18 protein-coding genes are annotated in these 22,158 nt (G+C 71.5%); 7 read left to right on the forward strand and 11 right to left on the reverse strand.

Annotated features, from left to right (window positions below; translation table 11 throughout):
• Nucleotides 1–76 precede the first annotated feature (76 nt).
• On the reverse strand, nucleotides 77–541 hold the full coding sequence (locus tag ABEA24_RS29035) for a PPOX class F420-dependent oxidoreductase (RefSeq protein WP_345434332.1): 465 nt from the start codon (nucleotides 539–541) through the stop codon (nucleotides 77–79).
• A gap of 62 nt (nucleotides 542–603) precedes the next feature.
• On the opposite strand from ABEA24_RS29035, the gene ABEA24_RS29040 reads away from it, so the two are divergent.
• A complete protein-coding gene (locus ABEA24_RS29040) occupies nucleotides 604–1,500 on the forward strand; it encodes a glycosyltransferase family 2 protein (protein ID WP_345434333.1) in 897 nt (298 codons plus the stop codon).
• 278 nt (nucleotides 1,501–1,778) lie between these two features.
• Here the strand turns inward: ABEA24_RS29040 and ABEA24_RS29045 are convergent, their stop codons facing one another.
• Together ABEA24_RS29045 and ABEA24_RS29050 are read right to left on the reverse strand one after the other, a co-directional pair.
• Nucleotides 1,779–3,752, reverse strand: a complete 1,974-nt coding sequence (locus tag ABEA24_RS29045; protein WP_345434334.1) for a tyrosine-protein kinase domain-containing protein — start codon at nucleotides 3,750–3,752, stop codon at nucleotides 1,779–1,781.
• A 190-nt stretch (nucleotides 3,753–3,942) separates the two neighbouring features.
• The gene (locus ABEA24_RS29050) at nucleotides 3,943–5,013 is read right to left on the reverse strand and encodes a hypothetical protein (protein ID WP_345434335.1); all 1,071 of its coding nucleotides are present in this window, start codon (nucleotides 5,011–5,013) and stop codon (nucleotides 3,943–3,945) included.
• A gap of 181 nt (nucleotides 5,014–5,194) precedes the next feature.
• Here ABEA24_RS29050 and ABEA24_RS29055 point away from each other — a divergent pair, with 181 nt between their 5' ends.
• From ABEA24_RS29055 to ABEA24_RS29075, 5 genes are all read left to right on the forward strand, one after another.
• Nucleotides 5,195–6,631 carry an O-antigen ligase family protein gene (locus ABEA24_RS29055; RefSeq protein WP_345434336.1) on the forward strand — a complete coding sequence of 479 codons (1,437 nt, stop codon included), beginning with the start codon at nucleotides 5,195–5,197 and terminating at the stop codon, nucleotides 6,629–6,631.
• Complete coding sequence (locus ABEA24_RS29060) at nucleotides 6,628–8,229, forward strand: oligosaccharide flippase family protein (RefSeq protein WP_345434337.1); 1,602 nt, start codon at nucleotides 6,628–6,630, stop codon at nucleotides 8,227–8,229. The genes ABEA24_RS29055 and ABEA24_RS29060 overlap by 4 nt, the downstream gene beginning before the upstream one ends.
• Before the next feature lies 1 nt (nucleotide 8,230).
• Complete coding sequence (locus ABEA24_RS29065; RefSeq protein ID WP_345434338.1) at nucleotides 8,231–9,130, forward strand: sulfotransferase domain-containing protein; 900 nt, start codon at nucleotides 8,231–8,233, stop codon at nucleotides 9,128–9,130.
• 212 nt (nucleotides 9,131–9,342) lie between these two features.
• Nucleotides 9,343–11,400 (forward strand): fibrinogen-like YCDxxxxGGGW domain-containing protein, encoded by a 2,058-nt coding sequence (locus ABEA24_RS29070; RefSeq protein ID WP_345434339.1) that lies wholly within the window; start codon nucleotides 9,343–9,345, stop codon nucleotides 11,398–11,400.
• A gap of 112 nt (nucleotides 11,401–11,512) precedes the next feature.
• The gene (locus ABEA24_RS29075) at nucleotides 11,513–12,604 is read left to right on the forward strand and encodes a glycosyl hydrolase (RefSeq protein WP_345434340.1); all 1,092 of its coding nucleotides are present in this window, start codon (nucleotides 11,513–11,515) and stop codon (nucleotides 12,602–12,604) included.
• 6 nt (nucleotides 12,605–12,610) lie between these two features.
• On the opposite strand, the gene ABEA24_RS29080 is transcribed toward ABEA24_RS29075, so the two are convergent.
• Genes ABEA24_RS29080 through ABEA24_RS29090 form a run of 3 tightly spaced genes read right to left on the reverse strand, consistent with a single transcriptional unit; the run spans nucleotide 12,611 to nucleotide 15,002 of the window.
• Nucleotides 12,611–13,159 carry a glycosyltransferase gene (locus ABEA24_RS29080; protein ID WP_345434341.1) on the reverse strand — a complete coding sequence of 183 codons (549 nt, stop codon included), beginning with the start codon at nucleotides 13,157–13,159 and terminating at the stop codon, nucleotides 12,611–12,613.
• Complete coding sequence (gene pssD / locus ABEA24_RS29085; protein WP_345434342.1) at nucleotides 13,156–13,605, reverse strand: PssD/Cps14F family polysaccharide biosynthesis glycosyltransferase; 450 nt, start codon at nucleotides 13,603–13,605, stop codon at nucleotides 13,156–13,158. The genes ABEA24_RS29080 and pssD overlap by 4 nt, the downstream gene beginning before the upstream one ends.
• Complete coding sequence (locus ABEA24_RS29090) at nucleotides 13,602–15,002, reverse strand: hypothetical protein (protein WP_345434343.1); 1,401 nt, start codon at nucleotides 15,000–15,002, stop codon at nucleotides 13,602–13,604. The genes pssD and ABEA24_RS29090 overlap by 4 nt, the downstream gene beginning before the upstream one ends.
• A gap of 175 nt (nucleotides 15,003–15,177) precedes the next feature.
• On the opposite strand from ABEA24_RS29090, the gene ABEA24_RS29095 reads away from it, so the two are divergent.
• Nucleotides 15,178–16,041, forward strand: coding sequence for a beta-1,6-N-acetylglucosaminyltransferase (locus ABEA24_RS29095; RefSeq protein WP_345434344.1), 864 nt, complete (start codon nucleotides 15,178–15,180; stop codon nucleotides 16,039–16,041).
• 18 nt (nucleotides 16,042–16,059) lie between these two features.
• Here the strand turns inward: ABEA24_RS29095 and ABEA24_RS29100 are convergent, their stop codons facing one another.
• The 5 genes from ABEA24_RS29100 to cysC all read right to left on the reverse strand — a co-directional run bounded on the left by ABEA24_RS29100 (nucleotide 16,060) and on the right by cysC (nucleotide 22,129).
• A complete protein-coding gene (locus tag ABEA24_RS29100) occupies nucleotides 16,060–16,662 on the reverse strand; it encodes a hypothetical protein (RefSeq protein ID WP_345434345.1) in 603 nt (200 codons plus the stop codon).
• A gap of 114 nt (nucleotides 16,663–16,776) precedes the next feature.
• Complete coding sequence (locus ABEA24_RS29105) at nucleotides 16,777–17,460, reverse strand: response regulator transcription factor (protein WP_345434346.1); 684 nt, start codon at nucleotides 17,458–17,460, stop codon at nucleotides 16,777–16,779.
• 167 nt (nucleotides 17,461–17,627) lie between these two features.
• Nucleotides 17,628–19,025 carry a sensor histidine kinase gene (locus ABEA24_RS29110; RefSeq protein ID WP_345434347.1) on the reverse strand — a complete coding sequence of 466 codons (1,398 nt, stop codon included), beginning with the start codon at nucleotides 19,023–19,025 and terminating at the stop codon, nucleotides 17,628–17,630.
• 459 nt (nucleotides 19,026–19,484) lie between these two features.
• The gene (locus ABEA24_RS29115) at nucleotides 19,485–20,477 is read right to left on the reverse strand and encodes a sulfite exporter TauE/SafE family protein (protein WP_345434348.1); all 993 of its coding nucleotides are present in this window, start codon (nucleotides 20,475–20,477) and stop codon (nucleotides 19,485–19,487) included.
• A 104-nt stretch (nucleotides 20,478–20,581) separates the two neighbouring features.
• The gene (gene cysC, locus ABEA24_RS29120; protein WP_345434349.1) at nucleotides 20,582–22,129 is read right to left on the reverse strand and encodes an adenylyl-sulfate kinase; all 1,548 of its coding nucleotides are present in this window, start codon (nucleotides 22,127–22,129) and stop codon (nucleotides 20,582–20,584) included.
• Nucleotides 22,130–22,158: the final 29 nt, after the last annotated feature.

Raw genomic sequence — 22,158 nt, forward strand, 5'->3', positions numbered from 1 at the left:
GACGTACGGGCCCGGTCCCCCTGGGGAGCCGGGCCCGTACGCTCAGGCCTGGTGGCCGGGCGGCGATCAGCTCACCTCAGGCGCTGTGGCCGGGCGGAAAGCCGCCGGTCGCGATCGGACCCCACGCCTCGATGTGGATGCGGATGAGCGACTTGTCCTGCCGCCGCATCGCCTCCCGGTACTCGTCCCAGTCGGGATGCTCACCGGCGATGCAGCGGTAGTACTCGACGAGCCCCTCCACCGCCTCGGGCATGTCGAGCACCTCGGCACGCCCGTCGACCTGGACGTACGGCCCGTCCCAGTCGTCGGACAGCACACAGATCGACACCCGCTCGTCCCGGCGCAGGTTCCGCGCCTTGGCCCGCTCGGGATAGGTGGAGATCACGATTCGTCCCTCGCCGTCGACGCCGCAGGTGACGGGGGACAGTTGGGGCCGGCCGCTCAACCGTACGGCCGCCAGCAGCCCGTGATGCCGCGGGCGCAGGAACTCCAGCAGGGCGTCCCGGTCGACACGCTCGGCGGTCGCAATTCTCGGAGCCATGGAAATCGCCTTTCCGGATGGAACGGTTACTGCGCGACAGACTAGATCTGTACCCTTTCCGGGTGCTGCCCTCCGTCGGAGTGGTGATCCCCACTCACAACCGTCCCGAGTTGCTGCGCCGCGCGGTGGAGTCGGTGCTCGCCCAGGAGTACGACGGGCCGGTCCGCGTCGTCGTCGTGTACGACCGGGCGACGCCCGATCGGAGCCTGGCGGGGGACCACGTCGAGGTGCTCGCCAACACCCGTACGCCGGGGCTCCCCGGCAGCCGCAACACCGGCATCCTCGCGCTCGACACCGACCTCGTGGCCTCCTGCGACGACGACGACGTGTGGCTGCCCGGCAAGCTCGCCGCCCAGGTCGCCGCCCTTCAGGCCGAGCCCGAGGCGGTCCTCTGCAGCTGCGGCATCCTGGTCGACTTCGACGGCCGGGCGATGCCCCGGCTCGCCGGCACCGACCGGGTCCGCTTCGACGACCTCGTCGGCGACCGGGTGATGAGCGTGCACTCCTCGACGTACGTGGCGCGGCGCGAGGCGCTGATCGACATCGGCATGGTCGACGAGACGATCCCCGGCGGCCAGGGCGAGGACTGGGACCTCGCGCTGCGCGCCGCCCGGCGGCATCCGATCGTCAACGTCGACCATCCGTACGTCCGCGTGCTCTTCGGCCAGACCTCGTACTACGCGCAGGCCTGGGAGACGAAGGTCGAGGCCCTGCGGTGGTTCCTCGACCGGTATCCCGAGATCGGCCGCTCCCCGGCCGCCGCCGGGCGCGTGTACGGGCAGATCGCGTTCGGCTGCGCCACGATCGGCCGGCGCCGGGAGGCGGTCCGCTGGGCCGGACGGGCGGTGCGGGCCAACTGGAAGGAGCGCCGGGTGCCGTTCGCGCTCGCCGTCGCCTCCGGCGTGGTCTCGGGCAAGCGAGTTCTACTGACCCTGCACGCCCGCGGCCGCGGCATCTGACACGCCGGCGCACGAGACCGCCACCCGCGTACGCGCACGGCCCCGTGACGGGGCCCGTCCGCGCCGGTCGGCGCGCTGCCGGGCCTGGCTGTGGCGCGGCCTTTGGGTGAGTCGCCCGGCGCGTGGCGAACCGTACGGTCGAGCGCGCACGGCCCCGTGGCTCGTGGCCGGGGGCCTGTCCGCGTTGGGCTGACGCGCTGCTGCGGTCCCGGCGTGTCGCGGCCGGCGGCGCATCGTACGGCGTCCGCCCCCGCGTCACCCGGCCGGGGGAGGGGTGATCAGGTCCAGGTGACCTTGGGGTGCGCCGCGGTCTCCTCTGAGCTGTTGTCCGCCGGGGCCTGCCGCGCCGAGTCGGCGGGGCGGGCGGCGTCGGCGCGGTGGGTGCCTTCGGTACGCGGGGCCGCCTCCGCGGACCGCGCGTGCCCGGCGGACCGCGACCGGCCGGGGGACCGGCCCTGAACCACGGATCGATCCGGCGCGACCTGTCGGTCCTGACCGGGCGGGAGGGGGGTCTCGTTGGTCCGGACGGAGTCCTCGGTGGACGCGGGCGGCAGCGGCTCGGGGCGATGACGCCGGCCCTTCCGCGGCGGCCCGTCCTCGTCGGACACGGCCACCATGTCGAGGACCGTCGGAGCCTCCTCGATGGCCTGGTACTTGCTCGGCGGCGCGGGAGGAGTCGCCGGGCGCTCGCGCAACGGTGGCGGGGTCCGCGCCGGCAGCGAGGGCCGGGGCGGCGCGGAGAACACCTTGTCGTCCTGGGCCGGGAGCACGACCGCGCCCATCACCGCGGCGCCCATCCGGTCGATGCGGCGCACGCCGTCGCGGATCTGGGCGTAGCGCGCGAGGGGGATCTCGACCACCATGAGCGCGGCGTCGGACAGGTCCGCGAGCGCCTGGGCGTCCGCGCCGAGCTCGGTGGACGGGGCCTCGATGACCGTGAACCGGTAGTTCTCGCGCAGCGACCCGATCAGCTTGGTCATCTGCTCGCGTTGCAGCAATTCGGCGGCCAGTTCGCCGTTCGCGCCGACCGTGATGGCGCTCAGGGTCGGCGCGCCGTGGTTCTTGCGGATCACCTCGCGGGCCTCCGCCCAGCCGAGGAGCACCTCCGACAGACCCGGCCCTTCCGGGAGGCCGAGGAGCTCGCCGGCCACCGAGGAGTTCAGGTCGGCGCAGACCAGCAGCACGTCGGAGCCGGTACGGGCGAGCGCGGCGGCGAGGTTGGCGGCGACGAGGCTGCCACCGCGGCCCGGGGCCGCCCCGGTGACCAGGAGCACGTGGTTGCCGTGGCCGAGCGTGGCGGTGAGGACGTGGGACAGCTCGTGGAAGCTCTGGCCGGTCCGGCTGCGCGCCGGCAGCAGCCCCAGCCCCTCCCGGCCGCGCTTGGCCGGGACGTCCACGAGGACCGGCAGGTCGAGGACCCGCTCGATGTCCTGCGCCGTACGTACCCGCTTGTCCGTGCGGTCCAGGAGGATGGCCAGGACCACGCCCAGCAGCAGGCCGCCGACCAGGCCGCTGGGCAGGTACTTCATCAGCGTGGGGTCCGAGGGGGACGACGGCAGCCGGGCGTCGGTGATGATCTGGCCCGGACTGACGTTGGCGGCCAGCACCCGCAGGTCGGACGCCTTGTTGTTCAGGGCCTGCATCTGGGCGACGACCAGATTCTTCTGGACTTTGTCGGCCATCGTCCGAAGCTGCTTGGAGAGGGAGTTGATCTGCCGCTCCAGCGCGGACATCTGGCCCATCAGGACGTTGGTGGCGCTGTCGCGCCGGTCGTCCAGGTAGGCCTGCGCGAACGCGTGCGCGCGGCTGCGGGCGCCGTCCGCGGTCGACGCCTCGACCGTGATGTACAGGACCGTGGAGTTGTTCGGGACGTTCACCGACACCGACGCGCTCAGCTCGCCCGGGGTGGCCTTCGTGCCGAGGCTCCTGGCCACCCGCTCGGCCACGGAGTACGACCGTACGCGCTGCGCTTCGGTCTGCAGGTTGATGTCCTGCTGGCGACCGGACTGGCTGCCGCTGTCCAGGCTGGTGGGGGTGGCGTTGACGACCGTGAAGGCGGAGTAGGTCTTGGGCATGACGACGACGAGCATCGCCGCCAGCGCGACGCCGAGCGCGGCAGCCGCGGCAACGACCCACCAGCGGCGTTTGAGCATTGCGAGATACTCAGCGAGCTCGCGTGAGCCCCCCGTGGCCGTGGCGTCCATCTGACTGCGTGACCCCTTCGCCGAAGGTCTATGGGACCGCCATAACATACCTTGCCGAACATCAAGGAAACCTGTGCTCGTAAGGGCCCGTTCGGTGTCCAGAATCGTGGTTCGGGTAATCGACCTCGGCGATCATCGATCTGGGGCAATTCGTGGTGCGGTGTCGCCGACCGAAATCTGTTTTGTGTGGGTACTTGGTGTAATCGTCTCGTATCGCGACGTGTCAGTTGTCGCGGCGTTAAGAACGCCGGCGCACATGGAAGGCGATGAGCCCCACTCCGATGAGCGCCGCCACCCCGCCGATGACCAACGCGATCATTGTGGGGTTCTGCCCGCCGCCGGTCCCGGCGCCCTGCCCGGCCGGGAGGGACGGGCGCGCGGAGTCGAGCGAACTGGGCAGCGGCACGCGCCAGATCGGCTGCCCCTCGCCCTCGGAGTTGACCAGCAACGCATGGCCGTCGGGCGTGAAGGTCACGCCCTCGCCCTGCTTCTGCCGCGGCAACAGGACCTCCACCGGATCCTGGGTCAGGGACTTGGCGACGTCGTCGCCGTTGATCCACCAGACGTACGCGGTGTCGTCGTTGCGGATGACCACGCGGTCGCCGGTGGGGGAGAAGGCGCCGCCGGACGCCCCGATGACCGGAAGGCTCGGGACCGCGGAACGCAGGAGGTTGACGCCCTGCGGGTTCAGGCTCGCCGGCGCGGCCCACAGCGCGGCGCGCTGCTGGGCGTTCTCGGTCTTGTTCACCACGAACACGTGGCCGGTGCCCGGCTGGACCAGCAGCGTCTCGGCGTTGCGCCCGGTGACGCCGTCGGCGTACCTCAGGCGGTAGGTCTGCAGGCCGGTCGGCGTGACCTGGCCGGTCGTGTCCGGGGACGGCTCGGCGAATCTGAGCACCTCGTAGTCGCGCCGGCCGGACTTGTGGTCTTTCTGCCGGCTGAGCAGCGCGTCCCCGATGTCGCCCAGGAAGATGACCCGCTTGCCGTTCCGGAGCCGGACCGCGTTCATGTCCTCCCAGTCCTGGTTGGAACCGGTGGGCAGGTGGACCGTGAACTGCACCTTGCCCTTGGCGCCGAGCCCGAACACGTCCGTGGTGCGGCCCGAGTCCTCGTGGGAGTACAGGACGCGGCCGTTCTCGCTCGTCGCCAGCCCGCTCGCCTGGGTGATGCGCGAGTCGGCGACGACCTCGAGGACCTGGGCGTCGATGGGCCCTGGCGCCGCCGCGACCCGGGCGGTGGCCGCGGTCGGCCAGAAGGCGCAGAGCGCGGCCAGGACCGCCGCCGGCGCGCGATACAGGCGGATGGGCATGCTGATTCCCGGATCTCCCCACTGAGTCTCTGAGAAGGTAAGGCTCGGGGCTGCCCCCGGTAAACTCCTGCCGCCTGCGAGTCTAGGGAGCTGTCGGTGTCGAACGGGTACGAAGGGGCGGTCCCGGCGATCGCGCACGTTGCCGTCGGCGCGCCTTCCGACCGGCGGGTCTGATCGCCCCGTGGTCGCCTTCAGCACCGTGAGCGCGCGGCCGGCGTCCCGCCGAGGCTCCGACACGCCCTCCTCGCCCGAGGAGCCGTCCTGGGGGCAGGCGCTGCCCACCTGGCCGCTCGTCCTCTTCTTCGCGGGCTACCCGGTGCTGTGGGTGCTGGGCCTCGGCGGCTTCGCCGCCAGCCTGGCGGCCCTGCCGATGCTCGGCATCCTCCTGCTGCGGCGCGGCATCCGCGTGCCCCCGAGCTTCGGGCTGTGGCTGCTCTTCCTCCTCTGGATGACGTTCTCGGCCACCCAGCTCGACACCGCCGGACGCATGATCGGGTTCGTCTTCCGGTACATGAATTACGCGGCGGCCACAATCTTCTTCCTCTACGTCTACAACTCCACGCGCCGCGCGCTGCCGCTCTCCCGGGCCATCGGCCTGATGGTCCTGTTCTGGATCTGGGTCGTGGCCGGCGGCTACCTGGGCGTCGTGCTGCCGAACGGCTCGATCAGCACGCCCATGCAGAGCCTGCTGCCCGGGTCGATCGTGGGTAACGACTATGTGAGCCAGCTGGTCCACCCGAAGTTCGCCGAGGTCCAGCGGCCGTGGGGAGCGCCGAAGGCGTACAACCGGCCGAGCGCCCCCTTCGCGTACACCAACACCTGGGGCAGCCACTTCGCGCTGCTGGTGCCGTTCGCGATCCTCTACATGCGCACGGCGGCGGTCCAGTGGCGCCGCAACGCCGTCGTGGTCCTGCTGATCGCCTCGCTGGTGCCCGCCTTCAGCACCCTCAACCGCGGCATGTTCCTCGCGGTCGGCGTCGGCGTGGTGTACGCGGCCGTCCGGTTCGGCTTCCGCGGCCAGGTCAAGTGGCTCGCGGCGGTGCTGGTCCTGCTGGGGATCGGCCTGGCGATCGCCTCGGCCCTCGGGGTGGGGCAGAGCGTCGGCAGCCGCACCCAGTACAGCTCCACGAACGCCGGACGGGCGACGATCTACCGGGAGGCGTTCGAGCGCACCCTCGAGTCGCCGTTCATCGGGTACGGCGCGCCGCGCCCCTCCAAAACCCTCGACATCTCGGTCGGCACGCAGGGCCAGATCTGGAACATCATGTTCTCGTTCGGCTTCGTGGCGCTGGTCCTGTTCTGCGCCTGGCTGTGGTCGCTGCCACTGCGCACGCGGGCCGCGCCGGGCGCGCTGATCTGGCTGCACGTCGTCACCGTGATGGCCTCGTTCATGATCTTCTACTACGGGCTGGACGGCTCTCAGCTCGTGGTCATCTTCATGGCCGCGGCGCTCGTGCTCCGGGAGACGGCGGCCGGGCCGGCCCCCGCACCCGACCGGCCTGGCGCGATCGGTCCCACACGGCCCGGGGCGAGCCGGCCGGAGTCCCGCGATCTGTCCGGCTGGGTCCGGTACACCCCGGGGCCGACCTGGAGCCAGGGCGAGGAGGACGACGAGTGACCACGCAGGCCGATGCGGCCGAGCGGGCCGACCGTGCCCGGCGCTCGCACTTCCGCGAGTTCGCGCGTGGCGGGATCATCGGGCTGGTCGGCTCGGGCGTGGCGGCCCTCGGGGGCTTCCTCCTGACCGTCGTCGTCGCCCGGGCGCTCGGCCCGGCGCAGACCGGCGTGTTCTTCACGGTGGTCGCCCTCTTCATGATCCTCACGGAGGTCACCGAACTGGGCGCCGACACCGGCCTGGTGCGCAGCACCGCGCGGCTGCGCGCCCTCGGCCGGACCGGCGACCTGCGCCGGTTGGTCGTCGCCGCGCTCGTGCCCGTCCTGGCCGTCGGGGCCGTCACCGGCCTGGCGGTGTTCGCGCTCGCGCCCTGGCTGGCCGGCCTGCTCGTCGACGCCGCGCACCACGACGACGCCGTCTTCCTGCTGCGGGTCTGCGGACCCGTCCTGTCCGTCTCGGCCGCCCGCAACGTCGCGCTGTCGGGCACCCGCGGCCTGGGCAGCCTCACCGCGTTCACCGTCCAGGCGAACGTGATCACGCCGCTCAGCCGGCCGGTGCTGGTCATCGCCGTCGCCGCCCTCGGCTACGGCGCGAGCGCGGTCATGGTCGCCTGGTCCCTGCCGATCGCGCTGACCTTCGTGGCGGCGGTGGTGATCCTCTGGCGGCTGGTCCGGCGGGCCGAGGCGGAGCCGCCGGCGGCCGCTCCAGAGCAGGCTCCACCCGGCCCCGATGACCCGTCGGCCGTACGGGAGTTCTGGGCCTTCTCGGGCCTGCGCGGCGTCGCGGCCATGCTCGAGATCGTCGTGGTCTGGCTCGGCGTGCCGCTGGTCAGCGCGATGGTGTCCAGCCACGACGCCGGCATCTACGCCACCGCCGGCCGGTTCATCACCACGGGCACCCTCGTGCTGGCGGCCACGCGGCTCGCCGTGGCGCCGCAGATCGCCGGCCTGCTCGCCCGGGGCGAGACCCGGCAGGCCGAGGACCTCAACGCGGTCGCCACCGGCTGGGTCGTCGCCGCCTCCTGGCCGCTCTACCTCGCCCTGGCGGTCTTCGGGCCGTTCGTGCTCACGCTCTTCGGCCAGGACTTCCGCGGCGGCGCCACGGCGCTGGCGATTCTCGCCTCGGCGATGGCGCTGGTGCTGGCGACGGGCAACGTGCAGACCGTCCTGCTCATGGGCGGCAAGAGCTCGTGGAACCTCCTCGACAAGGTCGTCGTCGTGGTCGTGATGGTGGTGCTCCACCTGCTGCTGGTGCCGCCGTTCGGCATCGTCGGCGCCGCCGTCGCGTGGGGCCTGTCGATGCTCGTGGACAACGGGCTGGCCGTGGTGCAGGTGCGCTACCTCATGGGCCTGCGGCTCCGTACGAGGACGCTCGCCCCCGTCGGGGCCTGGGCGCTGGTCTGGTTCGGCGGCCTCGGCGTCGCGCTGCGGGCGCTCTTCGGGACCGGCCTGCCCGTGTTCGGGGCGTACGCCGTCCTGGCCACGTGCGGGTACGGGGCCGTGCTGTGGCGGCTGCGGCACGTGCTGCACGCCGATGTGATGGTCGGGGCCCTGCGGTCGCGTGGACGCGGCGGGCGGGCCGACGAGAACGAGGAGGGCTGACGTGCCGACGGGGTTCGTCGCGCGGGCGAAGGACCACTCGCCGCGCTGGATGAAGGACACGGCCAACGCGATGACGCGGGCGTACGCCGTGCGGACCGCCGACCAGCGTCACCTGCCGGACTTCCTCATCATCGGCACCAAGCGCGGCGGCACCACGTCACTGTGGAACTACCTCATTCAGCACCCGCTGGTCATGCCGATGTATCCGGCCTCGCGCGGGGTGAAGAGCCCCGGCTACTACTACGTCAACTACGCCAAGGGCGACGCCTGGTACCGCTCGCACTTCGCCACCGAGCGGGAGCTCGACCGGATCGAGGAACGGCTGGGCACCCGTCCCGTCACCGGGGAGGCCTGCCCGTACTACATGTACTGCCCGCCGGTCCCCGAGCGCGTGCGCGCCCGCACACCGGACGTGAAGATCATCGTGACGCTGCGCGACCCGGTGAAGCGCGCCTACTCGCACTACTGGGAGCGGGTCGGCGACGGTGTCGAGGACCTGAGCTTCGAGGAGGCCCTGGCCGCCGAGCCGGAGCGGCTGGCCGGCGAGCGCGAGAAGATGGCCGCCGACCCGATGTACTACAGCCAGGCGCACGACTTCTACACCTACCGCGACCGTGGGATCTACCGGCCGCAGCTGGAGAACTGGTTCTCGGTCTTTCCCCGCGAGCAGTTCCTCATCATGCCGGCGGAGGACCTGTACGGAAACGAGCAGGCGGCTGTGGACCGGGTCGCCGAATTCCTCGGACTTCCTCCACATCCGCTGAAGATCGCCGAGCGGCACAACCACCTGCCGGCGCCTCCCATGAACCCGGAAACCAAGGAACGGCTCACGGAGTTCTACCGCCCGCACAACCGGGCCCTCTATGATCTGCTCGGCGAGGAGTATTCCTGGCCGGCGTGACGCGACGACGACGCGTAGCCGCCGCCCCTGGTTTACCGGTCCGACAAATTTCTGCAGCTAATTACCGGTAATAGCGGATTGATTACGCTCGTTGACAGCGGGTGCTTCTTGCACTAATTTTGCCACGTTCCTGCGCCAGCTCCCTCTGTGCTGCAGAATTACTAATCCCCCCGAGCCCCTCTGCTCGCCGCACATACACCGCGGGAGAGTTCATGGCATTTCGTCTGCCACCGCGCAAGGCGTCCCTGATCGCTGGTGCGGCCGCGCTGGTAGCGGCCGCCGGCGTCGTCTTCGTCCCCGAGTTCGCCAGCGCGGGCGCGCCGGACGGCAAGTCCTCCAGCGCCGCCGCGCTGTCCTGCTGGGCGATCAAGCAGGACTACCCGAAGAGTGTCACCGGCCTGTTCTGGCTGAAGACGCCCCGGATGACCAGCGCCCAGCAGTTCTACTGTGACATGACCACCGACGGCGGAGGCTGGGTCCTCGTCGGCCGTGGTCGCGAGAGCTGGAACTTCCACTACGCCGGCCAGAGCAGCGCGTCGAACGTGCGCAACACGCCCAGCGGCACCGCCGCCTTCGCGCCCGCCACCGTCCCCGGCGACACCATCAACGGCCTGTTCAACGGCGGCGAGATCGACGGAGTCCGGCTGCGCCGCGCCGAGAACACGGGCGGCACCTCCTGGCAGGACGTCCAGCTGAAGTACAAGAACCTGGCGGACTGGTCCTGGACCTTCGACGGCGGGCTGCCGCTGGAGTCCGCCTCCTTCGACGGCACGCCCTACAGCGGCGGGTACACCGACAAGGTCGGCAGTACCAGCTCGCTGCGCCCGTACAACTACGTGTCCACCGTCAAGGACGCGAACAACTCGTACAAGAAGGGCTTCGCGTACGGCTCCGGCGTCTCCTCCGGGTCGACCAGCGCGAGCAGCTACCTGTACCGGGCCTCCTCGAAGGGCCAGTCCATCCCCTTCACGCAGGTCTACATCCGGCCGAAGATCACGGCCTCGACCGGTGGGCCGGCCCCGGCCACGCCGAAGCTGCTCAGCGGCAAGACCTCGTCCAGCCCCTGGGGCGTCACGGGCGTCGTCGGCGGTGGCACCGGCGAGGAGAACATCGAGGTGCACGCCCTCGGCGTCGTCGGCACCACCCTCTACGTCGGCGGCAAGTTCCAGTACGTCCAGAAGGGCGCCAGCCCGGCCGCCGGCCAGAAGGTCGAGCAGTCCTACCTCGCGGCCTTCGACACGACCACCGGCGAGTGGAAGACCGGCTTCCGGCCCAAGCTCGACGGAATGGTCTGGGCGATCAAGGGGACCAGCGACAAGCTGTTCGTCTCCGGCGACTTCACCAACGTGAACGGCGTCGCCAACACCGGCGGCGTCGCCGCCCTCGACCTCAAGACCGGCGCACCCGTGTCCACGTGGAAGGCCAGCCTGATCCGCGGCAGCGGCACCGCGCGCGGCCGCGCCATGGACATCCAGGACGGCTGGCTCTACGTCGGCGGCACGTTCGACCACATCAAGGGCGGCACGACCATCGCCAAGTCGCCGTTCTGGGTCGGCGGTGCGGCGCGCGTCAAGGTGACGGACGGCACCCCGGACACCACGTGGAACCCGTTCTTCGACGCGGGTGTGTACTCCCTCGACGCCAGCTCGAAGGGCGACCGCGTCTACTTCGGCGGCCGCATGAAGCACATGGGCAAGCAGAAGGACGTCGCGGTCAACGACTTCGCGATCGTCAGCGCGGCGGCGCCCGGTGGCCACATCTCCGGGCTCGGCGACACGAAGTGGATCCCCAGCATCTCCGACCCGGACAAGCCCTACCGCAACACGATCCTCGAGGTCGGGGACCGCGTCTGGATGGGCGGGTCAGAGCACGACATCCAGGTCTACGACCGGGACTTCAACAACAAGATCGGCGGGAACCTCGCCCGCTCGGGCGGTGACTTCCAGTCGTCCGTCGAGATCAACGGGGTCCTGTACGCCGGGTCGCACGGCTTCGACTTCGACTACACCGACGGCTGGACGTACCCGGACCCGAAGACCGGCGGTTACTCCAACGTGCACCGCCTCAACATGGTCGGTGCCTGGAACGCTCAGACCGGCAAGTACCTGCCCAACTGGAACCCCATCTTCGCGTCGCGGGCCGGAAACGGCGTCTGGGCGCTCGTGAAGGACAACAATGGGTGCATGTGGGCCGGCGGTGACCTGAAGAGCGGCTCCTGGACCGGCTCCGCCTACCAGTGGCTCGGCGGGTTCGGCCGATTCTGCCCCTGACCCGACCATTCGGGCCGGGCTCGGTCGCTTCCGCGTCGTGATCAGGGAATCACCCGCCGGGTGATTCCCTGATCACGCGTAGGGGCCGGCCGGAACGGGAGGTCTTGGACGTATGAGAATCGCCAGAGGACGCGGTCGCGTCGCCGCGCTGTCGGCGGTGGCGCTGATCGGAGCGGGCACCGCCCTGTCCGCCTGCGGCTCCGCGAGCGGCAACGACGACTCCCCGGGCGGATCCGGTAAGAAGGGGTCCAACCTGGCGTCGGGCCGGTCCGAGGGCGCGGGCAGGAGTTGCGCGCCCGACGCCAAGCTGATGCCGAAGTGCGGGGCGTACTGGGGCATCTACTCGGTCCAGGGCGCGTCGCTCACCTCGGCCGTCACCGACATCGAGGGAAAGGTCGGCCGGCGCTTCGACATCGTCCTGCGCTTCCACGACTTCTCGAACAAGTCGGGGCCGGGCGTCTTCCCCGACGCCTCCGAGCGTGAGCTCGGCCGCTCCCGGCTGCTGTTCTTCGCCTGGGAGAGCAAGCTCTACCAGAAGCAGCAGAGCTACAAGTGGCGCGACATCGCCGCGGGCACCTACGACCGGACCGTCATCCAGCCCGTCGCCAAGCGGGTGAAGGCGTACGGGCGGAAGGTCTTCATGTCCTTCGACCCGGAGATGGACCGGCACATGACCAAGGGCGAGCTCAAGGGCAACGAGGCGGAGTACGTCGCCGCGGCCCGGCACGTCCACGACGTCTTCGCCAAGGCCGGTGTCACGAACGTCGTCTGGGTCTGGACCGTGACCGGGGCGATCAGCGGGGACAACGCCCAGCGGATCCTCAACTCCTACCCGGGCGACGCGTACGCCGACTGGGTGGGCTGGGACCCGTACAACTTCTACAAGTGCCACGGCGGGCAGTGGCGAACGTTCGACGAGAAGATCGGGCAGACGTACCGGTTCTTCCAGAAGAACGGGCTGGGCAAGAAGCCGTTCATCCTGCCCGAGTACGGCACCCAGTTCGACCCGGCCGATACGAAGCGTTCGCTTCAGTGGTATCGCGAGATCCCCGGCGTGCTGAAGAAGAAGTACCCCAACATCGCGGGCCTGGTCCGCTTCGACGCGGGGCCGGGCTGCAACCTGAAGGTCGACAACGGCCCGGGCATGCTGAACTCCTACGCCGAGGTCGGCCGCGACCCGTACCTCAACACCTCCAGCGGGTAACGAGCTCTAGCGGGACCGGTCGCGCCGACGGCGGCCGCGGGGCGCGGCGACGAGCTCGTCCACCAGACGGCCGAACCGCGCGACGGCGGGCGCGGTCTCGTCGGCCTCGCCGGACACGGCGTACGCCCCGGGCTCGGCGAGAGCGCGGTCCAGGTGGGCGTGCAGGCTCTCGGCGGTCTCGGCGAGGGCCACCTTGCCGAACGTCGCGACGTGCCGGGAGAACCGCACCTGGTGGTCGTCGACGACCTCGTCCAGCCGCGCGATCCGGGGCACCACGATCGGCAGGCTGCCCGCCTGCCGGCTCTCCGTGATCGAGCCGGGGCCGCCCTGGCAGACGACGACGGCCGCCTCCAGGAACAGCGCCTGCATGTCGGCGTGGGGCAGGAACGCGTGACCCTCCGCGCCCACCGGGGGATCGGCGGGGCCGTGCTGCACGACGCAGCGGGCGTGACCGTTGGCGGCGAGCCACCGCTCCATCCAGTCCATCAACCGGTCGAACCGGTGGTGGTCGGTGCCCACCGTCACGAACACCAGCGGCTTGTCCGGCCCGCTCACAGCAGCTGCCCCACGACGGTCCCCTTCGGATAGCGCGCCCGCTGCTCCTCCCACTGCAGCAGGAACAGGTCGGCGATCGGGTAGCAGAGGCGGCCGGTGAGCGTGCCCGAGTCGATTCGGTCGTACACCTCGAGGTAGACGGTGCGCCTGCGCATGAGCCGGCCCAGGACGAAGAACGGCACGGCGACGCCCGCGCCGGAGCTCACGATCACGTCGGGCTTGTAGCGCGGGAGCAGCCGGACGGCGAGCCACAGGTTGCGCAGCAGGTTGGGGATGTTCCGGGTCGTCGGGTGGTACGCCCAGGTCACCTGCTCGTCCGCGAGGAGGGAGGAGGCGTCGGCCTTCTCGAACGTCACCCACATCCGCTCGTGCTCGGCCCACCAGGGCCGGAGGCGGTACAGCTGGGTCAGGTGCCCGCCCGTCGAGCACACCAGGAGGACTCTCACCGCTCCTCCAGGACCTCGAGCATGCCGGGGTGGAGAGAGGGGTTCCAGCCGCCGCCCAGCCGCTTGAGGTGGTACGTCCGCATGAACATCTCCAGCAGATAGAGCCGTGCGAGCAGCCGGCGATGGTCGGGAGGGGTCGTGGAGAGCTCGTCGTCGGCGGCGGCCCGTACCGCGGCGACGGCCTCGGCCAGCGGCCGGCCGCGCAGCACCAGCGCCACCTGGAACCTCCAGTGCAGGAGGTCGAAGCCGACCGGGGCCTCCTCGGCGCTGTGCTCCCAGTCGAAGACGTAGAGGTCGCCGGCGTGGCGGCCCATGTTCCACGGCACCCAGTCGCCGTGCCAGCGGCCGACGAGCAGGGGAGTGCCGCCGTGCTCGCGTTCGAGCTCGTCGCAGTGGGCGCCGATCAGCGCCGCGAGCCGCGGCTCCTCGGCGTCGGCCGCCAGCACGGCCGCCTCCGCCCGCAGCGCCCGCCAGAATCCCGCGTCGGCCAGCTTCGTCGTACGGGCGGCGAAGGGACCCGGGAGGTGGGTCGGGGTCGGTTGGCCGGGAGAGACCGGGAGGTCGGTCGGGGTCGGTTGGTCGGGAGAGACCGGGAGGTCGGTCGGGGTCGGTTGGTCGGGAAAGACCGGGAGGTCGGTCGGGGTCGGTTGGTCGGGAAAGACCGGGAGGTCGGTCGGGGTCGGTTGGTCGGGAAAGACACCGTCGTACGGCACGGCGGGCGGCCGATCCTCCGCCCGGTAACGGCGGATCCGGAGCGGCAGCGGCGCCGTGACGGTGAGGTCGTAGTCGCGCCAGGGACCGTGGTGCAGCAACCGTGGCACCCGGATACCCGCCGCGGACCCGGTCTCCTCGGTGACGGCGGCGATGGCGGCCGCCTCGCGCCGCGTCATCTCCCGGGTGGCGTCGTTCCAGCCGACCTTGGCGTACCCGACGGGCGCGCCGTCGGCGCCGAACAGCTGGAGGGTCGGCTTCAGGTTGGGGTCGGGCGGCCGGACGCCCACGCCGAGCGCGAGCCGCGGCACGCCGAGCACCTGCTGGAGGTGCGCGCTCAGGAGGTAGTCGCCGAGCTCGGCGGGCGGAAGCTCCTCGGGCACGCACACGAGCAGGCGGTGCCGCAGCAGGAGCGGGCCGAGCCCCGTACGGAAACCGGTGCCCAGGACGGTCCGCGGAACGCGGAGGCGGGCCCAGCGCAGCCCGTTGTAGTGGGTGAGGCTGCCGGCCGCGACGGCGCGGCCATCGAGCGGTACGAGGAAACGCGGCCGCTCCGGAGAGGGGACCACGGCGTACCGCTCGACCACGCGGTGGCCCGCCGGGACGTCACCCGACGTGACACGGACCGGCCACCCGGAGGACTCCGGCTCGGGCAGCCACAGCCGTTCGACAAGTGCGCGGAGCACTGCGCCCCCTGATGCGCTTGATCAATCCGGTAGTGCCCGGTGGCAGACTTCAACTTTCTCGGAACTTTACCGTAATCGTGCTTTCATCAGCGGCCTCTTCACCGCAATTCCGGAACGGCAGTACCCTCGGTCACGGAACGGCAGCGGAAATCACGGTGAAGGGCGCGGGATGGGCATGGGCGGCGGACCGCTGGTCGTGATCGTGCTGTCGCACCGGCACCCGGCGCAGGTCGCCCGCCTGGTCGACCGGATCCGCACCGGCACCGACACGGTCGCGGTCGTCCACCACGACCCGAGCGGCGAGCCGCTGACCCTCCGTCCCTCCTCCGACGTCGCCCTCATCCCCGACGCCCGGCCCTGCCGATGGGGGCGGCTCTCCCTCGTCGAGGCGCAGTGGCGCTCGCTGCGCTGGGTGGCGGACAACATCCCGGAGTTCTCCTGGGCCCTGCTCGTCTCCGGTCAGGACTATCCGATCCGGCCCATGTCCGCGATCGAGAAGGAGCTCGCCGCCTCGCCGTACGACGCGTACCTGCGGCATTTCGCCGTGACGTCCGATCCGGCGGAGGACACCGACCCGTGGCAGGCGGTGACCCGGCGACGCTACCTGCGCAAGCGGCGCCTGCCCCGCACCCACCGATCGGTGCCGCTGCCGTTCGCCCGGCGCCACCCCTACCGGGACGGCGTCGGGCTGTACGTCGGCGACATGTGGTTCAACCTGTCCGCGGCGGCCGTGCACGGCATGCTCGCCGACCCTCTGGGCGACCGCCTGCTGCGCTACCTGCGGTACGCGCCGATCCCCGACGAGACGTTCATCTGCTCGATGGCGCTCAACGCGCGGCCGGCCTTGTCCGTCGCCAACGACAGCAAGCGGTTCATCCGCTGGGGGCCGGACGCGAGCCACCCCGACCTGATCACCGCGGAGCACCTCGACGAGATCCGGGCCGGCGACGCCTTCTTCGCCCGCAAGGTGGACGTCTCCGCGCATCCCGAGATCCCCGACCTGCTCGACCAGATCGCCGCCGAGCGCCCGTCGTCCTGACGTCTTTCGTCTCCTGCTTCAGCCCATCACCTTCGCCGCGAGCGGCGGCCGAACATGCCCCATCGCCATCCGGATTCCGAGATACGCGAAGGGAATGAGCAGGGCCAGGTCCGCCACATGGGCTACCCCGATCTCGCGAGGAATCCGGCTCAGCGGAAAGGCCGCCGCGCTGACGGAGATCAGAATCCCGATCGGCACGGGAACGGCCCGGGTCCACGTGAGCACGACGCCGAGGACGAAAATGCTGACGGGGAACGCCAAGCCGGCGAACCAGAACGCGACGAAGGCCGCCGCCGGGTGGTCCTGGAGCAGGTGTACGGCCTGGGCGTGCGAGACGTTGAACAGCTCTTCCTGCATGCCCTGCAGGCCGAACGACGCCCCGCCGACGCATCCGTACACGGCCGCTGGAAGGGCGACCGCGGCATAGCGCGGGACCCGCTGTTCGATGAGGCGATAGATCGCGACCAGGCCGACGATCCAACATATCGTCGCCGCGACGATGAGTGTTCCGGCGGTAATTCCCTGGTGCCGGTCGCTCCAGTAAAAGGTGGAAATTCCCTGGATGGTGGGGGCCAGGATAAGGCATGCGCCGGCGATCGTGCGAGAAACAGGGGGCATCATTCATTCCTCCGTGGCGTGTTCGTGGCCATGGCCATGGAGAAGACGGTAGAAAACAGCGCCGGGAAATCCATCCGCTTCGCGTCGCGATCCGATACCGCGGTCGCGGTATAGGCGCTAGCTCTGGGGTGGTACGCCCGGGAGCCCGCCCGCCAATCCCGACCGGTAGGCGAACACCACGAGCTGGGCGCGATCCCGTGCCCTCAGCTTCGTCATCGCCCGGTTGACGTGGGTCTTGGCGGTCGCCGGGCTCATCGCGAGCCGCGTTCCGATCTCCTGGTTGGTCAGCCCCTCGGCCACGAGCGACACGACCTGGCGTTCCCGGTCGGTGAGGGCGGTCCACAGGTCCGGCTGGGGCGCGGAATCTCCCGGCCGTCCCACGAACGTCGCGATCAATCGCCGGGTGACCTGGGGCGCGAGGAGCGCGTCACCGGCGAACACGGTGCGCACCGCCTGCCGCAGAGTGTCCGGTTCGATGTCCTTCAGGAGGAACCCGCTGGCACCCGCGTGCAGCGCGGTGAAAACGTACCGGTCCAGGTCGAAGGTCGTCAGGACGATCACCTTCACGTCCGGCGTGCGCTCGTCGGCCAGGATTCTCCGGGTCGCCGCCAGCCCGTCGGTGCCGGGCATCCGCACGTCCATGAGGACCACGTCGGGGCGGTGGGCATGGGTCAGCGCGACGGCCTCCTCACCGTCGGCGGCCTCCGCGACCACCTCGATGTCGTCCGCCCGCTCCAGGAGGATGCGAAAGCCCGCCCGGACCAGCGTCTGGTCATCGGCCAGCAGCACCCGGATCGTCACGTCGTCTCCTCGTCCGGCGGCCAGGCATACGTCCGGGCGGTCATGCCGCCTCCTCGTCCGGCAGTGCTGGGCGGTGCGGGGCGGTCACATCGGCTCCTTGTCCGGCAGTGCTGGGCAGGCCGGGGCGGTCACATCGTCCCCTTGTCCGCCAGCGCGGGGCGGGTCGGTCACGTCGCCTCCTCGTCCGGTAGCCAGGCGCGTACCTGGAAGCCCCGTCCTCCGTCGGGCCACTGGAACGGACCGGCGGTGAACCGGCCGCCGAGGCCGACCGCCCGCTCCGCCATACCGCGCAGGCCGTGGCCCGGCTCGGCGTGCCAGGCCGAACGGTCGTCGTGGTCTCGCCGGGTCCGCGGGGTCGCGGGGTCGTCGCCCGGCTCGGCATGCCCGGGCACTCGGTCGTCGTGGCAAGACCCGGCGCGTCCGGCCGTCCGGTCGTCGTGGTCTTGCCGGGTCGCGCGGTCGTCGCCGTCGGGATCGGCGTGGCCGGTCGCGTGGTCGTCGTGGCCGGGCCGGGCGCGTCCGGCTGTACGGTCGTCGTGGCCGCCGTCGTCGCGTACTTCCAGCGCGATGCCTCCGTCGTCGTATCGGACCAGGATCTCTACCAGGTCGGCGTTGGCATGGCGCAACGCGTTCGTGAGTGCCTCCTGTGCGATCCGGTACGCCGTGAACTCCACCAGACGCGACAGCGGGCGGCGCTCGCCTTCGATCCGCACCTCGACACGCGGGCCGCCGGTGCCGACCGCTCGGGCCAGGTCGTCGAGCCGGTCGATTCCGGGGGCGGGGGGCTGCACGTCGCCCTCGGCGGGGTCCCGCAGGACGCCGACGGTCGCCCGCAGCTCGGCCAGCGCCTCACCGCCGGCGCGCCGTACCGCCTCGATCGCCTCCCTCGCCTGGGCAGGCGCCTCGGTCAGCAGTTCCGCGGCCACGCTCGCCTGCACATTGATGACGGCGATGGTGTGGGCGGACACGTCGTGGAGTTCGCGGGCGATGCGGATCCGCTCCTCGACGAGGCGCTGGGCGGCGACCTGGTCCCGGTGCGCCGCGAGGAGCGCCAGCCGCGCCTCGAACTCCGCCCGCCGGGCACGGCGGCTGCGTACGGCGTCGCCCAGCAGGAGCGCGGCGACGAACACGACCGTCGACCCGTCGAGCGCGGCGTCGAACAGGCCGACGCCGCTGTGCTTCGTCCGGGCCAGGGCGTCGGACACGATCATCCAGCCCGACAGGGAGAGGGCCGCCCACCGGCGAGGGGCGGCGGCGGCCGAATAGAGGGCGACCCACACCGCGACGGCCGGCGCTCCGCCCGGGTAGTCCGCCACGTGGTAGATCAACCAGAGCAGGGAGATGACGCCGATCGTCAGGGCCGGCCGGCGGCCGCGCAGGAGCAGGGCCAGCGCCATCGCCAGCCCGATGCCGTAGGCCGCCGCGTCCGGGGTCCGGTCGCCCGTGTCCGGCGTCGCGGTGCCGATGCGATAGACGGTCGCCGCCGCGACGACCGCGCACAGGGCCGGCTCCCTCGCCCACGGCGGAACCGCCGCGATCCGGCGGCGCGCCCGCGTCAGGTCCACGCCCCCACCGTACGGACGATCACCCCGAACGCGGCGAACCGGAGCGCATGCGACGGCGCATGAGAGGTGGCGGGGCGGCCGTTCGCGGTGGACCGCACACGGCGCCACCGTCGTCGCTGAGGTGCGTCAGGGCAGCGCGGATCCGTCCGCGCCGCCCGGCGGGGGTGCCGTGTCGTGAGGCGCCTCTGACCGGATCCGGTCACCCGGACCCCCGCCGGGCCGACGAGGGTGAGGACGGGTGTGCTCGCGCTTGGTTCGGGCCGCGCGGGTCGACTGGAGCTCCGCCGGGTCGGCGGATGGTCAGCGGGTGAGGACGGGCGTGCCCGGTCCGCGGTCCGCCTGGGCCGCTCGGGTCGACCGGGCCTCCGTCGGCGGTCAGCGGGGTGAGGACGGGTGTGCTCGTTTCGCGGCCGGCTCGGATTGCCCGGGTTGACCGGACCTCCGCCGGTCGGCGAACGGTCAGCGGGTGAGGACGGATGGGTCTGGTTCGCGGCCGGCTCGGACCGTCCGGGCGGACGACGCGCCGTTGCGCGGGAACGGTAGCGGTCGCAGGCCGTTCCAGGTGCGCAGGAGCGACCAGACCGCCGTACCGCCGATGGCCGCGGCGATCAGCGCCCACGCCATCGGGGTGGTGCCGACGTCGAACATCTTCAGGGCCGACGCCAGCAGGACGAACGCCAGCGCCCACCGGATGAGGCCGCCCGGCGCCCGGGACGAGGCCAGAGAGCCGATGAAGACGCCGGGGATCGAGCCGACCAGCAGCGCGAGGGTGACCTCGAGCTTGAAATCGCCGAACAGGATGTGGCCGAGGGCCGCCGACCAGACCAGGGGCACGGCCTGGAGGAGGTCGGTGCCGACGAGCCGGTTGGCCGTGAGTCTCGGGTAGAGCGCGAGCAGCGCCACGATGATCAGTGAGCCGGAGCCGACCGAGGTCATGCCGACGACGAGGCCGCCCACCGCTCCGACCAGCATGGTCGGGATCGGGCGTACGGAGATCGACGTGGGTGCCGCCTCGGAGCCCTCGCCGGACGACGGGCGGCGCGCCGCGCGCCGGGGGGCGCGGTCGGCCATCGTCAGGTAGCTGCGGACGGTCAGGCCTGCGGCGGCGATGAGGAGGGCCACCCCGAGGGCGATCTCGATGACGTTCTGCACGTTGTTGCCGCGGCCGAGGGCTCGGGCGAGGAGCACTCCGCAGAACGCGGTCGGCACGGAGCCCGCGCACAGCCAGCCGACGAGACGCAGGTTGACCGTGCCCTTACGGAGGTGGACGAGGCTGCCCACCGGCTTCATCACGGCGGCGGCGACGAGGTCGCTGGAGACCGCGGTCAGGGGCGGAACGCCGAAGAAGACCGTGAGCATCGGCGTCATTAGGGCGCCGCCGCCCATGCCGGTCAGCCCGACGATGATCGCCACGAGGAACGACCCGAGCGCCATCTGATAATCGAAGTGCATCCGTATGCCCTACCCGTTAAATCGGGAAAGTCGGACATTCAGAGTATGTGGTGACGGCAGGGACGCGCCAGACAGGCCCCCGTGCGCGCTCGGTGACTCGTTCCTTACTCTGAGCGCACCCAGCCGCCGGCGACCAGCAGGTCGAGCACCCGCTCCACCGCCGCCTCCGGCGTCAGCTCCGTGGTGTCCAGGGTGAGCTCGGCGTCATCCGGCACTTCGTACGGATCGGAGATCCCGGTGAACTCTGGGATGAGACCGGCCCGCGCCTTGGCGTACAGGCCTTTACGGTCGCGGCGCTCGCACTCCTCCAGCGGCGTCGCCACGTGCACGAGGACGAAGTCGCCCGTGGCGTTCACCATGCGGCGCACCTCCGCCCGGGTCGCGGCGTACGGGGCGATCGGCGCGCAGATCGCGACCCCGCCGTGCCGGGTGATCTCGGCAGCGACGTACCCGATTCGGCGGATGTTGAGGTCGCGGTCGTCCTTGGAGAACGTCAGGCCGGCCGACAGCAGCCGGCGTACGACATCGCCGTCGAGGAGGGTGACCGTGCGGCCGCCCCGCTCGACGAGGGCGTCGGCCAGCCCGCGCGCGATCGTCGACTTGCCCGAGCCGGACAGCCCGGTGAAGAACACGGTGAGGCCCCGGCCGTGCCGCGGCGGATGGGCGCGGCGCAGCTCCTCCGCCACCACCGGCAGCGTGAACCACTCCGGAATCTTCTCGCCGCGATCCAGCAGCGCGGCCAGCTCCGCGTCGGTCGGCTCGGGCCGGACATGATCGGCCTCGATCTTGGAGAGCGGCCGCCACACCTCGACGCTCTCGTCGAACGCCCACGGCTCCGGCGTGACGAGCTCGATCGGCACGTCCCCGGTCGCGACCACGAGGGCGGCGCCGGCGGCGTGGGCGGACTCCTCGGAGTCGGCCGTGAAGAAGTGCGTGGCGCCGTACGCGGCGGCGACGTGGGCGGCGAGGGCCAGGTCGCGGCCCGGCCGCTCGATCAACGGCACCGGAACGACGAGCGAGTCGGCCGGCAGCTCCCGGCGTACGGCCAGCACGGCGCGGACGAGGGCGTCGTCGTGCCCCTCGCCGATCAACGGGAGCAGCAGCAGCCGCGCGTCGAGCTTCTCGGCGAGCTGCCGCAACTGCCCCAGGTGCCGCCGGTGCAGCGGAGTGCGGGTCGCGATCGCCAGCGTCGTCGCTCCCGCCAGCTCGGCGCGCACCTCGCGCGGAGACCGGCGCAGCCGGCGGAACGGCCCGTGCTCCGGAGCGCCCAGCGCCTCGACCGGGCCGGCCGCCCGCCACGACGTCGTCGCCGACGTCCGGAGCGGATCGCCCTCCGGGAACCCGGGCGGAGAGGCGGCGTCCCGCCACGTCTCCGTCACGTGGAGGACCGCCACCGGCACCCCCTCCGGGTCGGCCAGGACCAGCCGCTCCTCCTTGGTCAGGTCCTCCGGTATCGCGAGCGTCACCGGGACCGGCCAGGGCGTGCCGTCGGCCAGCCGCCCGGCGGCGGCCACCGTCGCCGCGTCCACCGCCCCGAGGAAACCGGTCAGCGGATGGAACGCGCCGTTCAGCAGCAGTTCGAGGTCGGCCAGCTCGGCCGGGCCGGGCGTGAGGCTCGGCATGTCGCGTAGGTCGCCGGCTTCCGTCGTCAACGCAGGCTCCGATCGTGTCTCGACCGTTG

The sequence above is a fragment of the Actinoallomurus vinaceus genome (assembly GCF_039542055.1).
GTDB classification, from domain to species: Bacteria; Actinomycetota; Actinomycetes; order Streptosporangiales; family Streptosporangiaceae; genus Actinoallomurus; species Actinoallomurus vinaceus.

Bases quoted from the DNA above. Each gene is read 5' to 3' on its own strand.
- ABEA24_RS29045 (WP_345434334.1), bottom strand. From the start codon at position 3,752: ATGTTATGGCGGTCCCATAGACCTTCGGCGAAGGGGTCACGCAGTCAG.
- ABEA24_RS29070 (WP_345434339.1), top strand. From the start codon at position 9,343: ATGGCATTTCGTCTGCCACCGCGCAAGGCGTCCCTGATCGCTGGTGCG.
- ABEA24_RS29050 (WP_345434335.1), bottom strand. From the start codon at position 5,013: ATGCCCATCCGCCTGTATCGCGCGCCGGCGGCGGTCCTGGCCGCGCTC.
- ABEA24_RS29115 (WP_345434348.1), bottom strand. From the start codon at position 20,477: ATGCACTTCGATTATCAGATGGCGCTCGGGTCGTTCCTCGTGGCGATC.
- ABEA24_RS29100 (WP_345434345.1), bottom strand. From the start codon at position 16,662: ATGATGCCCCCTGTTTCTCGCACGATCGCCGGCGCATGCCTTATCCTG.
- ABEA24_RS29095 (WP_345434344.1), top strand. From the start codon at position 15,178: ATGGGCGGCGGACCGCTGGTCGTGATCGTGCTGTCGCACCGGCACCCG.
- ABEA24_RS29075 (WP_345434340.1), top strand. From the start codon at position 11,513: ATGAGAATCGCCAGAGGACGCGGTCGCGTCGCCGCGCTGTCGGCGGTG.
- ABEA24_RS29035 (WP_345434332.1), bottom strand. From the start codon at position 541: ATGGCTCCGAGAATTGCGACCGCCGAGCGTGTCGACCGGGACGCCCTG.